This window comes from Rhodospirillales bacterium (assembly GCA_016712595.1).
Taxonomy (GTDB): domain Bacteria; phylum Pseudomonadota; class Alphaproteobacteria; order Rhodospirillales; family Defluviicoccaceae; genus Defluviicoccus.
The window spans coordinates 793,523-807,312 of record JADJQT010000001.1 but is presented as its reverse complement, the minus strand read 5'-3'; the positions used below and the strand labels follow the sequence as shown (position 1 = coordinate 807,312).

Genomic DNA, 13,790 nt, shown 5'->3' with positions numbered 1-13,790 from the left:
GGAACGCACCTAAGGCCCAGTCTTGCCTGCCCACCGGAAAGCCAGTACGGTGTTCAACACTAAAAAAAGAGTTAAACTGTGAAATGAGCGGGCTTCGCGGCAAACGCATCCTCCTCGTCATCGCTGGCGGTATCGCCGCCTACAAGTGCTTGCTGCTCATCCGCAGGCTGCGCGAGCACGGTGCGGCGGTGCGGTGTATTTTGACAGCGGCCGGTACGCAGTTCGTTACGCCCCTGTCGGTCGCGGCGCTAAGCGAGGACAAGGTCTATTCCGAGCTGTTCTCGCTGACCGATGAACACGAAATGGGTCACATCCGTTTGTCGCGGGAAGCAGATCTCGTCGTAGTGGCACCAGCGACGGCCGATCTTCTCGCCCGAATGTCGGCCGGAATTGCCGACGACCTAGCATCGACGGCGCTGCTCGCCACCGATAAGCCGGTGCTCGTGGCACCGGCGATGAACGTGCGCATGTGGCAACATCCCGCGACCCAGGCCAACCTTGCCACTTTGAAACAGCGCGGCGTGGTGAGCGTCGGGCCGAACGCAGGCGAGATGGCGTGCGGCGAATGGGGGCCAGGACGGATGGCGGAGGCCGAAGAAATTCTCGCCGCCATCGAGATGTTCTTTAGTCAAACCGGCTTTGGTCAAACCGCCCTTGTCCAGACCGGGCGGCTCGCGGGCGTGCGCGCGCTCGTTACCAGCGGCCCCACGCGCGAGCCGATCGATCCGGTCCGCTACATCTCGAACCACTCGTCCGGCCGTCAGGGCCACGCCATCGCTGCGGCGATAGCCGGACTCGGAGCGGATACGGTGCTCGTCTGCGGACCGACGGCACTCGCCCATCCGCCCGGCGTGACGGCACGCCAAGTCGAGACCGCATCCGAAATGCTCTGCGCATGCGAGGATTCACTGCCGGTTGACGTCGCTGTTTGCGCGGCCGCCGTCAGCGATTGGCGAGTGGTTCAGGCGGCGTTGCAGAAAATGAAAAAAACGCCCGGCGCGGCGCCTCCGGTGCTCGAATTAACCGAAAATCCGGACATTCTGGCGACGTTGAGCGGTCACGGCGAGCGCCGACCGCGCCTCGTCATCGGGTTTGCAGCGGAGACGACGCGCATCGTCGAGTACGCCCACGCCAAACGGATCCGCAAGGGCTGCGATTGGATTGTCGCCAACGACGTCTCTACGGCGAGCGGCACGTTCGGCGGCGAACACAACACGGTTCATCTGATCACGGCAGACGGCATTGAAGACTGGCCGCCAATGAGCAAGCATGACGTCGCTGCACGCTTGGCTCTGCGCATTGCCGATGCCCTCGACGGCATGCCGCGATGACGCCGCTGCGGATTGACGTCCGGCGCCTGTCGCACGCCAAGGACCTGCCGCTGCCCGCATACGCATCGGCCCAGGCTGCGGGGGCGGATTTACTCGCCGCCATCGATCAGCCGCTGCGGCTCGCGCCCGGCGCACGCGCGCTGGTGCCGACCGGCATCGCTATCGCGCTCCCGGACGGCTACGAGGCTCAAGTTCGCCCGCGTTCCGGACTCGCCGCGCGCCATGGCGTCACCATACTCAACAGCCCCGGGACCATCGATGCGGACTATCGCGGTGAGATCGCCGCGATACTGATCAACCACAGCAACGCTGACTTTGTCGTCGAGCGTGGCATGCGCATCGCCCAGCTCGTCGTCGCTCCCGTCGTTACGTTCCAGTGGAACGAGGCTGACGAATTGGCGCAGACCGCGCGCGAGTCGGGCGGCTTCGGCTCGACCGGCACCGACGCGCCGACGAGGTCCCGCGCCGGTTACGCTGACGATAGGAGTGCGTGAGAATGCTCAAACTCTCGCGCAAGACGCTGTTCGCGATCGAGGCCGTCCTCGACATTGCCTACCACGCGGGCTCCGAGCCGGTGCAGAGCCGCGAGATCACACGCCGACAGGGCATTCCCCGGCGCTACCTCGAGCAGGCGCTGCAAAATCTCGTCCGCAGCGGTATCCTCGTGGGCGTGCGCGGACCTCGTGGCGGATACCGCCTTGCCCGCGAGCGGCGGCGGATAACCGTGGGTGAAGTGGTTCGCATCGTTCGCAACAGCGACCCGGACGAAGAAACGACAAAGGATCCCGGCGGTTCTCCCCTGGGAGTGCGGGTTGTGCGCCCACTGTGGGTCGAACTTCAGGGCGAACTGCTCTCTCGCCTTGACGATGTGACGATGGACGATCTGTGCAATCGTGCGGACCTCGTCGGCATTGTCAGCGAAGGGCGTAACAACCTGGATTTCTCCATATGAACACATGGCGACGTTCGCAGCGCGATCGATGGCGTTGCCAAACGGTGTGGGCCGACCCAACATATGTTATTAACCTGATAGGTTAGTGAGGATAATATGAGCGAGCAATCCACGATCACTGCCGAAGCTGCCCGCGTCGGGCGCGGCCGGGTGTATGACAGCATCCTCGATACCGTGGGCGACACGCCGCTCGTTCGTCTGAGCAAGCTGAAGGCACACGCCGGCGTTGAGGCGGAGGTTCTCGGCAAGTGCGAATTCTTCAATCCCCTCGCTTCCGTGAAGGACCGGATCGGTCTTGCCATGGTGCTGGCAGCAGAAGAGCAGGGGCGGATCAAGCCGGGCGCGACGCTGGTCGAGCCGACCTCCGGGAACACGGGCATCGCCCTCGCCTTTGTCTGCGCTGCCCGTGGCTATCGTCTCATCCTCACCATGCCAGAGAGCATGTCCATCGAGCGCCGCAAGATGCTGGCACTGCTGGGCGCGAAGATCGTTCTGACCCCCGCGGCCCGGGGCATGCCGGGGGCGGTCGCGCGTGCCGAGCAAATCGTTTCCGAGACACCGGGGGCGATCATGTTGCAGCAGTTTTCCAATCCGGCCAATCCGGAGGTCCATCGGCGGACCACCGCCGAGGAAATCTGGCGCGATACGGGCGGCGTTGTCGACGCGCTGGTCAGCGGCGTCGGCACCGGCGGGACGATCACCGGATGCGCCGACGTGCTAAAGCGGCGCCGGCCCGGACTGCGCATCATCGCCGTCGAGCCGGAAGATAGTCCGGTGCTGTCCGGTGGCGTTCCCGGCCCGCATAAGATCCAGGGCATCGGTGCCGGATTTATTCCGGCCGTCCTCGACATCGAGGCGATCGACGAGATCATCAAGATTGGCAACGAGACCGCGTTCAAGATGGCGCGCCTCGCCGCTGAACTCGAGGGTCTTCCAGTCGGCATCTCCTCGGGAGCGGCGCTCGCCGCGAGCCTGGAGATCGCCCGCCGTCCGGAGATGGCGGGAAAGACGATCGTGGTCATTCTCCCGTCGTTCGCCGAGCGGTATCTGTCGACGCAACTGTTTGAAGGTCTCGGCGGCGAGTAGACGCCGCGCGGGATAAAGCCGACGCGAGCATCACCGCCATGGAGTTCACGGATCAGCAGGTTCACCGCTATGCTCGGCATATTCTGCTCGATGAGATCGGCGGCGCGGGGCAGGCACGACTGCTGGGCGCGCGCGTCCTCGTCATCGGGGCAGGTGGGCTGGGCTCGCCTTTGCTCCTCTATCTCGCCGCGGCCGGCGTCGGAACCATCGGCATTATCGACAATGACGTTGTCGATCTGTCCAATCTGCAGCGCCAGATCGCCCATACAACCGATCGCATCGGCCTGGCCAAGGTGGAAAGCGCCCGTCAGGCGATCGCCGCAATCAATCCGGACGTCGCGGTTGTCGCATATCAGCAGCGTCTGACCGTGGGGAATGCGCTCGAACTCATTTGCCAATACGACGTCGTCGCCGACGGTAGCGACAACTTTCCGACGCGCTTCTTGGTCAACGACGCCTGTTATTTCGCTGCCAAACCGCTCGTCTCGGCCGCGATCCTTCGCTTTGACGGACAGCTCGCGACGTTCAGGCCGTTCGCGTCCGCGGGTCGGGACGTCGCGCCCGGTCCATGCTACCGCTGCCTCTACCGTGAACCGCCGCCGGCGGGGCATGTCCCAACCTGCGCCGAGGCAGGGGTGCTTGGCGCCTTCTGTGGCGCGCTCGGCAGCCTGCAGGCGACCGAAGTGATCAAGGAGATTCTCGGTATTGGCGAGAGTCTTGCCGGCTGGCTTCTCGTGGTCGATGCGCTGTCGTCGACATGGCGCCGCATTCGCGTCCGGCGGGATCCCGGCTGCCCGCTGTGCGGGCTGGCGCCGTCGATTGCCGATCTGTCCGTCCACGAAGGCGCGGCAGCGGTCGAGCGCGTCTGCACCGCGCCCAGCCATGCCGGCTGACAGTCCCGCTCGCACCGGGCCGGAAAAGCTTTCCCTGATCGTACAGTCAGATGCGTTCGAGCGCGTCCACTACGCTCTGGTGATGGCAAGCGCCGCGGCCGCGATCGGCACGCCTGCGACCTTGTTCTTCACCAACCATGCGTTAACGGCGTTGCGCGCTGCCGACGCGACGGGTGAACTTGGCTGGCGCACGATGTCGGGAGTCGACGGGCGGCCGGGCGGCATGCTCGATGACGCGCGCCGCGCCCGCGGCGTCGCTGGTTTCGAGGAACTCCTCGAAGCGTGCGTTGCCTTCGGCGTGCGCTTCATCGCCTGCGAAATGGGGCTGCGCGTCATGGGCCTCGAGGCGACCCTTCTGCGCTCTGACGTGCCGATCGAAACGGCGGGCGTCGTGACGTTTCTTGCTGACGCGTCGACTGGCGGAGCGCTGCTGGCGCTATAGGCAGACACGAAATGCAGCCGGTGGGAATGAAGCGGGGCGTAAAAAAAGACGCGGCGGACCCACGAATGGGCCCGCCGCAGTGGGTCGGACGAGGGAGAGAGGAACGCAGACTCATGGCGTTCGCAAGAACGATTGGTAATCGAATTTATCCTCAGCGTCAAGCATATTTTCCTATTTGCCATGCTGCGGCATGACTCTGAGGTCTCGTTGCATCCTGCCTGCCCGTTCTGTTCCGCCACCATTGCCGAGGCGGCATTCATGGCGAATGCCCGGTTTCTGGCACTTCACAACATTGCTCCAGTCCTGCCGGGACATGCGTTGGTGGTTCCGCGTCGGCATGCCAGTAGTATTCTGGCCATCAGCGATGATGACTTTTCGGAACTATTTATCTTCGCCCGAATGGTGACGCACGTATTGATGGAGGTGTTCAGCGCCGACGGCTTCGACTGGACGATTCAAGATGGCGTCAGCGCAGGACAGACGGTCGCGCACGCGCATATCCATGTGATTCCCCGTCATCTCGGCGACCTTCCAGACCCCGGCGACTGGTATCCCCTACTCGTCGCCAGCGAAACCAGGCAGATCGACAGTCGCCACCGCCAACGGCTGGACCCGCAGGAGCACGCGCGGATCACGACTCATCTCAAGGCCTGCGCCGAGCGGATCGGGGCGGCGAATTCTTGAGTTTGCGCGGCGTTTTCGGGCATTCTCCGCCCAATTCGGCAAACGAAAGCAGGACGGCATGTCGGCAGACCGTGTTTATCTTTATGATTCCACATTGCGCGACGGCGCGCAGACCCAGGGCGTCGATTTCAGCGTCGCCGACAAGATCGCGATCGCCCGGGCGCTGGACTCGATCGGGATCGACTACGTCGAGGGTGGTTGGCCGGGCGCCAACCCCACGGATACCACCTTTTTTGATGCTCCGCCGTACCTGCATCGCGCCCGGATGAGCGCCTTCGGCATGACCCGCCGCGCTGGGCGCAGCGCCGAGAACGACCCGGGACTGGCCGGACTCCTGACGGCGAAGACCGACGTCGTCTGCATGGTCGGCAAGAGCTGGGACTACCACGTGACCGAGGCGCTCGGAATTGACCTCGACGAGAACGTGGCGATGATCGCCGACAGTGTTCGCCACGCGCGCACCAAGGTGGGCGAAGTCATGTTCGATGCCGAGCATTTCTTTGATGGCTTCAAGGCCAATCCTGAATTTGCCCTGCGCTGCGCGCGGGCGGCGTTCGATGCTGGCGCGCGTTGGGTGGTGTTGTGCGATACCAACGGCGGCAGCCTGCCGCACGAGATCGCCGAAATCGTCGGCCGGGTGTCGCGCGACGTGCCGGGCGACCATCTCGGAATCCATTGTCACAACGATACGGGTAACGCGATTGCCAACAGCCTGATGGCAATCCACGCCGGTGCCCGGCAAATTCAAGGAACGTTGAACGGGCTCGGCGAGCGCTGCGGCAACGCCGACCTCGTCGCTATTATCCCGACTCTGGCGCTGAAGATGGGATTCGAGACGGGGCTGACCGCGGTCGATATCACGCGTCTGACCCACGTCTCGCGGCTGCTCGACGAACGGCTCAATCGCGCGCCGATCCGCAACGCGCCTTACGTCGGGGAATCGGCATTCGCCCATAAGGGGGGCCTGCACGTCTCCGCGGTGGAGAAGGATCCCCGCTGCTACGAGCACGTCGTCCCGGAACTTGTCGGCAATCATCGCCGTATCGTCGTCTCCGATCAGGCGGGCCGCTCAAACATTCTTTCACGCTTCCGCGACATTGGCCTCGACGTCGACGCCGAGGACCCGAAAGTCACGCGGCTGCTGGAAGTCGTCAAGGCACGCGAGTTCGACGGCTATGCGTATGATGGAGCCGAAGCGAGTTTCGAGCTGCTCGCCCGCGAGGCGATCGAAGGATTGCCGGAATATTTTCGCTGCACGAGTTTTCGCGTCATCGATGAGCGTCGATGGAACGCGAGGGGCGACCTCGTGACGCTGTCCGAAGCGACAGTCAAGATGCAGGTCGGAGGGGAGCACTTCATGACGGTGGAAGAGGGCAATGGACCGGTCAACGCGCTCGACGCTGCCATGCGCAAGGTGCTGCTGCCCCTCTACCCGCAACTCGATGGCGTGCGCCTAGTCGATTATAAGGTGCGCATCCTCACCCCCGGCGATGGCACCCGCGCCGTCACCCGAGTGATGATCGAATCCGCGATCGGCGCTGATCACTGGTCGACCGTCGGTGTATCGACCAACATCATCGACGCGTCCTACCGGGCGCTGCACGACGGCATCGTCTTCAAGCTCTACCGAGAGCGGGCGAAGGCAGCCGTGCCGGCGTGAGCGGTCGTGTCCGGTACAGACCGAAGCCGCGCCGGAATTGAAGCCGGAGCGGCGCCTGCGGTCATCCTCATCGAACCGCAGCTGCCGGAGAACATCGGCATGGTGGCGCGCGCCATGCTCAATTGCGGGCTCACTGAACTGCGCCTCGTCCGGCCGCGCGAGATCTGGCCGAACGACAAAGCGGTGGCCGCCGCCTCGGGAGCTGATCGGGTGCTGGATGCGGCGCGGCTCTACGCCTCGACGCGCGAGGCGATCGCCGACCTGGCGTTTGTCTATGCCACCAGCGCCCGGCCCCGCTATATGACCAAGCAGGTGTTGACCCCACGTGCGGCCGCTACCGACCTGCATTGGCGCTGCGCTGACGGCCAGCGCTGCGGCCTTTTGTTCGGCCGCGAGGCGAGCGGGCTCGACAACGATGACGTGGCGCGCGCCAACGCGCTGATCACCGCGCCGCTCAACCCGGCGTTCAGCTCGCTCAACCTCGGCATGGCGGTGCTGCTCGTGGGTTACGAGTGGTATACCGCTGGTGAGGCTGCGGCGGCGGTTCCGCCTGCCGAGTTGGTGATGCCCGAGCAGACCCGCCCAGCGAGCCACGCCGACCTTGCCGGCCTTTATGATCACCTGGAATCCGAGCTCGATACCTGCGGCTTCCTGCGCAATGCCCAGTCGCGCCCCAGCATGGTGCGCAACCTGCGCAACTTCTTCGGCCGTGCCACCCCCAGCGAACAGGAAGTCCGCACCCTGCGCGGCGTCATCGCCTGCCTCACCGAAGCCCGCCACGCCCGGTCGGGCGGAGGGGAAAGGTAGAGATGCCGAAACGATAGTCTCGTGTGCTTTTTCAATGCCGCCCGGAGTAGCCATAGCCGCCCAATAAGAGCGCTCCCTCAATGTCATTGCCGCCGGAATGGTTTTTTCGGGCTACGTAGGCGCCTGGGTTGGGAACCCATACAGTATTTTGATTGAACGTGACTTTCTGCGCTGGATACGAGTCGGTTGGGCGGAAGGTCGGTCATGTCCGATTTGTTCTGGTTATCCGATGCGGCTTGGGTAGCGATCGAGCCGCACGGTAAGCTTGGCAAGCCATGGGTCGATGATCGCCGCTCCGATCCGGGCGCTCCTCTTGTGCCTGCATCACAGCCATCACGTCGCCCGTATACCCTTGGCGATAGCAGCAACCGATATACCGCGTAGCGTGATTTAAGGAGAGCGGGCCCGCATGACTTCCAATCAGAATTGATCGCTCGGTGGTCCTGCCGATGGGGTCCACTTCACAATGTCGGGCGCCTTGAACAGTAAAACGTGTGTCGGTCAGCCGTGTCGCCACGCCGTCAACGGCTATTTCCGCTCCAACGCATCGATGCGAGGCAAACGCATACGTTGCCCGCCTCCATATGCGATCGCCCTCGAGCCCGACCGCCGCGCCTTGCACTATTGCCAATTCTCAGGATATGGTTGGGATCTCAGGCGTCGCCCATCCAGCACCCGGACCTTCCATTCTCCGAAAACACAGAACGACGAGGTCGATGATGAAGAAGTCCGCGTATCCCGTACTTGCCGCTGCGGCGCTGGTCGTCGCTTTTTATGAGCCAGCCTTCGCCGCCGGCGACGCTGCAGCCGGAGCGGACATATTTAAAAAAGTCTGCACCACCTGTCACAGCAACGAACCGGGCGTGAACAAGACCGGCCCTTCTTTGTTTGGCGTTTACGGACGGAAGGCAGGGTCATCCGACTTCCCGCGCTACAAGGGGCTCGTCGGCGCTGACTTCGTATGGGACTCGACCCTGCTGTTTCAATATCTCGAAAACCCCAAGGAATTCGTGATCGCCCATACCGCGAACAAAACGACGGCGATGACCTACGCTTTGAAGGACGCTACCAAGCGCGAAGACGTCATCGCTTACCTGCAAACGCTAAAGTAGGCTTGTCCGAGGAGGGCGCGACCACAACCACTGCCGGTCCTCGATCATCGCCAGGGGGCTGGCAGCGGCTGTGCCGTACAGCCACCGCGCTTGCCGGTTGTCTTGTTTTGATTGGTTATGCGGTGGCGAGCGAGCAGGTGAATGGCAGCGCTGCCCGCGGTAGGCGTTTGTTCGTCGAGCAGTGCGCCGTGTGTCACGAAACCGCGCCGGAGTTTCACAAGGACGGTCCGTCCCTGGCAGGGGTTTTTGACAGAAAAGCCGGAAGCGCGCCGTACTTCACCGGATACAAGGGGCTGCGCGGTGCCACCTTTGTCTGGACGGCGGAGAGGCTTGATGCCTGGCTGAGCGATCCGCGCGGCTTTCTCGGCGGCCGCGACACCCGCATGACAGCGCAAGTAAAAGATGCCGCCCAGCGCGCAGACCTCATCGCCTATCTCGCCACTCTCAACTGAGGCCTTTACCCCACCGCGATTGCGGCGAGGCGATTGTCCGCCTCCGCCATCGCCGTTAGGATTGCCGTCGGGCCTGCCGAAAAGGACGAGAGTGCGCGCATGGACATCAAAAATCACATTCGCAACATTGCTGATTTTCCCAAGCCGGGAATCCTTTTCTATGACATCTCAACACTGCTCGCGCACTCGGACGCCTGGGCGGTCGCGATGGGCCGACTGGCCAAAGCGGTCAGCCGGCACGCGCCGGACGTTCTCGCCGGCATTGAATCCCGCGGATTTCTCGTCGCCGCGCCGTTGGCTTTAAAGCTTGGCCTTGGATTCGTCATGGTGCGCAAGCGCGGCAAGCTCCCCGGCAAGACGGCTCGTTACGAATACGCCCTTGAATACGGCCATGACGTGGTCGAGATCCAAAGCGACGCGGTCGAACCAGGTCAACGCGTGGTCGTGCTCGACGATCTGCTGGCGACGGGCGGTACGATGGGGGCTGCGATCGATCTGTTTCGTAGCGTCGGCGCCGAAGTGGTGGGTGCCGCATGCATCATCGAACTGACCTTCCTCAATGGCCGCAAGCGGCTTGACGTACCCTTCGACGCGCTCGTCGCTTACGATTCATAGCCCGCCCATTGCCACCTTGGAGCAGTAAAATCGGACAGTTCGCGGCTCGGCTGATCCCCAACCCGCTAAACGCCTACGCCACCGCCTCATATCTCAAAGCTACGGTAGGCCCCGTTTTTTGAGGAGGCCAACCGGCAACGTCATTCGTCCCGCCGTGGCGGCATCAACCACCGCGGCTCCTTGGTCGAGTCCGTCACCATCCGATACGGCGTAGATCGCGAACGAAAAGGTAGTGTCCAGGATCTTTCGCACATTTTTGCGGGCGTTAGCGTGTCTGGTCATACGCTCACGGCTGTAAGTTCCTGCTCGCGAAGCGGCTGCATGTTGAGATAGCGGCGAGTGGACCACTGGGTGCCGGAGAGAAAGTCATCGTCGTTAATCCCTCAATCGAGCGCGAACTCGCCGATCGGTTTGAGCAATCGACGCTGCGACGACCGACGGACGAAGAACTGGACAACCTGATCGAGGGTTGAGTACAGACCGAAATCCTTTACCGCGAAGGACCTGCCCTCGGTCTTGACCGCGGCGATGCATCCATTCGCGATCGCGTGGTTCTCAACATGAAGGCGAACGCTCGCATGCAGGCCATCGTCGACGCGCCGTCGGAAGCGGAACTGCGCGCGTGGTTCGCCACCCATCGCAGCGATATGACCAGCCTCGGCGGGACGATTTCGTCGAGATTTAGCTACGCAATGGCGGCGAGACGGCGGAAGCGGATGCGCAGACGTTGCGCGATACCCTGGCCGACGGCGCCGACCCCCTTCTGCTCGGGCAAGTCCCCACGCCATATCCGCGGCAGAGCCCCGATCAGATCCGCGATGCCTATGGCGCGGATTTCCTGGCGAAACTGCAGACGCTTACCGCGGGAGACTGGGCGGTCATCCACGTCGGCGACGTCTGGCATGTGGTCGGGCTGACGGCGCTAACACCGGAAAAGCAGTCGGACTTCGCGGCCTTTCAAGACGTGATCGGGGACGACTGGCAGCGCGAGCAACAGTTGCGCTTGGCAGCCCGCATGATCCGCGCGATGCGCGCGAACTACGAGGTGCGCCGGGGGAGTAGCGGATGAACTCCGTTCTGCCGTGGCTGATGCGCAGCCTGCTGCTTGCCCTCGCACTTGTGCTTGACCTCGGCATTGTGCCCGTCGCCCGCGCCGACGTCATTCCGATCGCCGTACTGTCGGTACGGGAAGTCGACGCGGGTGTATTCGTGGTCCGCTGGCTGCGCGCGCCTTCGGTTAGCCAGGAAACCGAGGCCTACGCGGCGTACGATCTGCGTTTCCCGGAGCAGTGCGTCCTCCAACCCCCGAAGCTCGCCTGTGGCGCGAGCGGTCTGAACGGCACCATCCGCTTCGCTGGCCTCGATTACAAGAAGCCGGGAGTGGTGCTGCGCGTTTCCTGGCTGAGCGGCATCACCGAGATCTTGACGTTGACGACCGCCAATCCGTCGGTGACGTTCTCCGGCTCGGCGGGCAGTGGCCAGAGCTGGCTGCGCGTCGCGCGGACGTACATCGACGTCGGCATCGAGCATATTCTGGTTGGCGTCGATCACCTGTTATTCGTCTTCGGGCTGATCTGGATCGTCCGCTCGCCCGCGATGCTGGTGAAGACAATCTCAGCGTTCGCCGTCGCTTACAGCGTTACCCTTTCGGCGGCGACACTCGGTTGGGTCGAGGTGCCGGAAGCGCCGGTGAACGCGGCAATCGCCCTTAGCATCGTCTTCATCGGTGTCGAAGTGATCAAGGTCTATCGTGGCGAAGGCGGTCTGACCGCCCGCTACCCATGGGTCGTGGCGTTCGCGTTCGGCCTGCTCCACGGCCTCGGGTTCGCCCAAGCACTGACCCGCCTGGGATTGCCACCCGATCGAATTCCCGTCGCGCTTTTATGCTTCAACGTTGGCGTGGAGATTGGACAACTCGGGTTCGTTACCCTCGTGCTCGCTCTGATGTGGGCCCACCGACGCCTGAGCGCCTGTCCGCCGCGCTGGAGCCAGCAGATTCCCGCCTACCTGATCGGCCTGCTGGCGACGTTTTGGTGCATCGATCGCGTCGCGATGTTCTGGACGGCCACCCGGGCAGGCGTCCGGATCCGACGCTCGAACGCACCTTAGTTGCAAGATCGGCATTCCCGTATTGACGCAACCCCGGCGTTCGCTTACAAATCCCATTAACTCGATCGGGATATATGGATAATGCTGTCGCAGAAGGCGAAATACGCGCTCAAGGCGTTGTGTCAGTTATCGGCGCATCCCGAGGGGCAGTTGATGTTGGTCTCCGAGATCGCCGAACGCGAGCAGGCACCGCGCAAGTTCTTGGAACTCATCCTGCTTGACCTCAAGCGATACGGATTGGTGTTCAGTCAGCGTGGCAAGAACGGTGGGTACGCCTTGGCGAAACCGGCGAGCGAGATCACCGTCGGCGAGGTCATTCGTGCGCTGGACGGACCGCTCGCACCGCTTCCCTGCGCCAGTTTGAGCGGCTATCGGCGTTGCCAGGATTGCAGTGATGAGGACGCATGCCCTGTTCGCCTCGTCATGCGACAGGTGCGGGACGCGATGGCGGCGATCGTCGACAATATCAGTATCGCCGAGGCCGCCGAGACGGCCCGCGGCGGGAGGCAATTCGAGCACGTGCTCGCCGAGTGAGTTTTTTTGGCTATTTGTCTATTTAACTTATAAAGTTATAAATATAAGTGTCGCGCATCGACCGACGTGGGCAGATCGACAACGAGGAGGACTAGATGGTTCGCAGACCCGCAATTGCCCTGCTGGCTGGCGCACTGGCGCTGGGATTCTTCGCGCCGCCGGCGCATGCCGACCGCGCCTTGTTGAACGCGTCTTACGATCCGACGCGTGAGCTCTATCAGGACTTCAACAAAGTCTTTGCCGAGCAGTGGCTCGCGAAGACCGGAGAAAAAGTGAGCATTCGCATGTCTCATGGCGGCTCTGGCAAACAGGCGCGCACGGTTATAGACGGTTTGCCGGCCGACGTCGTTACCCTGGCGCTCGCCTATGACATCGACGAAATCGCCAAGAAAGGCCAGCTTGTCTCCAAAGATTGGCAGTCACGACTGCCGACGAACAGCGCTCCCTATACGTCGACGATTATCTTCCTTGTCCGCAAGGGCAACCCGAAGGACGTTCACGACTGGAACGACTTGGTCAAGCCCGGTGTGTCGGTGATCACGCCGAACCCGAAGACCTCCGGTGGCGCCCGCTGGAACTTCCTCGCCGCCTGGGGATACGCCCTGCGCACCAACGGCAACGATCCCGTCAAGGCCAGCGCGTTTGTCGCCTCGCTGTTCAAGAATGTTCCGGTGCTCGATACCGGCGCGCGCGGCTCGACGACTACGTTCGTGCAGCGCAAGTTGGGCGATGTGCTGATCACCTGGGAGAACGAGGCGTTTCTCGCCCAGCAGGAATTCGCCGCAGATGACCTGACCATTGTGGTGCCGTCGACCAGCATCCTCGCCGAGCCACCCGTAGCGCTCGTCGACGTCAACGCCGATCGCAACGGCAACCGCGATCTTGCCGAAGCCTATCTGCAGTATCTCTACTCGCCAGACGGCCAGCGGATCGCCGCCAAACATTTCTACCGTCCTCGCCATCCCGAAGAAGCCGCCGCGGAAGACGTCGCACGCCTGTCGAAGCTAGATCTGTTCACCATCGACGCGATGTTTGGTGGCTGGGAAAAGGCGCAGGCGACCTTTTTTTCCGACGGCGGTGTGTTTGATCAGATCTACGCGCAGGCGAGATAGG

General features: G+C 63.0%; 17 protein-coding genes and 1 pseudogene. 17 read left to right on the top strand and 1 reads right to left on the bottom strand.

Translation table 11 applies throughout. The annotated features are described in order from the left end of the window. Positions 1-83: 83 nt before the first annotated feature. From coaBC to IPK66_03635, 13 genes and pseudogenes are all read left to right on the top strand, one after another. Positions 84-1,331: a bifunctional phosphopantothenoylcysteine decarboxylase/phosphopantothenate--cysteine ligase CoaBC gene (coaBC, locus tag IPK66_03695; protein MBK8174398.1), complete on the top strand. Its 1,248-nt coding sequence runs from the start codon at positions 84-86 to the stop codon at positions 1,329-1,331. After that, the gene (gene dut, locus IPK66_03690; protein ID MBK8174397.1) at positions 1,328-1,825 is read left to right on the top strand and encodes a dUTP diphosphatase; all 498 of its coding nucleotides are present in this window, start codon (positions 1,328-1,330) and stop codon (positions 1,823-1,825) included. The genes coaBC and dut overlap by 4 nt, the downstream gene beginning before the upstream one ends. A gap of 2 nt (positions 1,826-1,827) precedes the next feature. Then, positions 1,828-2,283, top strand: a complete 456-nt coding sequence (locus IPK66_03685; protein MBK8174396.1) for an Rrf2 family transcriptional regulator — start codon at positions 1,828-1,830, stop codon at positions 2,281-2,283. A 96-nt stretch (positions 2,284-2,379) separates the two neighbouring features. Next, on the top strand, positions 2,380-3,369 hold the full coding sequence (cysK, locus tag IPK66_03680) for a cysteine synthase A (protein ID MBK8174395.1): 990 nt from the start codon (positions 2,380-2,382) through the stop codon (positions 3,367-3,369). 38 nt (positions 3,370-3,407) lie between these two features. After that, a complete protein-coding gene (gene moeB / locus IPK66_03675; protein ID MBK8174394.1) occupies positions 3,408-4,262 on the top strand; it encodes a molybdopterin-synthase adenylyltransferase MoeB in 855 nt (284 codons plus the stop codon). Beyond that, complete coding sequence (locus IPK66_03670; protein MBK8174393.1) at positions 4,252-4,704, top strand: DsrE/DsrF/DrsH-like family protein; 453 nt, start codon at positions 4,252-4,254, stop codon at positions 4,702-4,704. Before moeB ends, IPK66_03670 begins: the two co-directional genes overlap by 11 nt. A 180-nt stretch (positions 4,705-4,884) precedes the next feature. Further along, entirely contained in the window at positions 4,885-5,388 is a 504-nt protein-coding gene (locus tag IPK66_03665; protein ID MBK8174392.1) for an HIT family protein, read from the top strand. Between the two features lie 58 nt (positions 5,389-5,446). Next, a complete protein-coding gene (locus IPK66_03660; GenBank protein ID MBK8174391.1) occupies positions 5,447-7,048 on the top strand; it encodes a citramalate synthase in 1,602 nt (533 codons plus the stop codon). 6 nt (positions 7,049-7,054) lie between these two features. Further along, positions 7,055-7,855 (top strand): RNA methyltransferase, encoded by an 801-nt coding sequence (locus IPK66_03655; GenBank protein ID MBK8174390.1) that lies wholly within the window; start codon positions 7,055-7,057, stop codon positions 7,853-7,855. A gap of 204 nt (positions 7,856-8,059) precedes the next feature. Next, a pseudogene (locus tag IPK66_03650) lies at positions 8,060-8,149 on the top strand (IS5/IS1182 family transposase). A gap of 425 nt (positions 8,150-8,574) precedes the next feature. Then, the gene (locus IPK66_03645; protein MBK8174389.1) at positions 8,575-8,967 is read left to right on the top strand and encodes a c-type cytochrome; all 393 of its coding nucleotides are present in this window, start codon (positions 8,575-8,577) and stop codon (positions 8,965-8,967) included. Between the two features lie 2 nt (positions 8,968-8,969). Further along, positions 8,970-9,419, top strand: coding sequence for a c-type cytochrome (locus IPK66_03640; GenBank protein ID MBK8174388.1), 450 nt, complete (start codon positions 8,970-8,972; stop codon positions 9,417-9,419). 99 nt (positions 9,420-9,518) lie between these two features. Further along, positions 9,519-10,034 (top strand): adenine phosphoribosyltransferase, encoded by a 516-nt coding sequence (locus IPK66_03635; protein ID MBK8174387.1) that lies wholly within the window; start codon positions 9,519-9,521, stop codon positions 10,032-10,034. A 383-nt stretch (positions 10,035-10,417) separates the two neighbouring features. On the opposite strand, the gene IPK66_03630 is transcribed toward IPK66_03635, so the two are convergent. Then, positions 10,418-10,672 (bottom strand): hypothetical protein, encoded by a 255-nt coding sequence (locus IPK66_03630; protein ID MBK8174386.1) that lies wholly within the window; start codon positions 10,670-10,672, stop codon positions 10,418-10,420. 89 nt (positions 10,673-10,761) lie between these two features. Between IPK66_03630 and IPK66_03625 the strand changes: the two genes are divergently transcribed. The 4 genes from IPK66_03625 to IPK66_03610 all read left to right on the top strand — a co-directional run bounded on the left by IPK66_03625 (position 10,762) and on the right by IPK66_03610 (position 13,789). Beyond that, positions 10,762-11,103 (top strand): peptidyl-prolyl cis-trans isomerase, encoded by a 342-nt coding sequence (locus IPK66_03625; protein MBK8174385.1) that lies wholly within the window; start codon positions 10,762-10,764, stop codon positions 11,101-11,103. 20 nt (positions 11,104-11,123) lie between these two features. Further along, on the top strand, positions 11,124-12,143 hold the full coding sequence (locus IPK66_03620) for a HupE/UreJ family protein (GenBank protein MBK8174384.1): 1,020 nt from the start codon (positions 11,124-11,126) through the stop codon (positions 12,141-12,143). A gap of 81 nt (positions 12,144-12,224) precedes the next feature. After that, a complete protein-coding gene (locus tag IPK66_03615; protein ID MBK8174383.1) occupies positions 12,225-12,677 on the top strand; it encodes an Rrf2 family transcriptional regulator in 453 nt (150 codons plus the stop codon). 95 nt (positions 12,678-12,772) lie between these two features. Next, positions 12,773-13,789 (top strand): sulfate ABC transporter substrate-binding protein, encoded by a 1,017-nt coding sequence (locus IPK66_03610; GenBank protein MBK8174382.1) that lies wholly within the window; start codon positions 12,773-12,775, stop codon positions 13,787-13,789. Position 13,790: the final 1 nt, after the last annotated feature.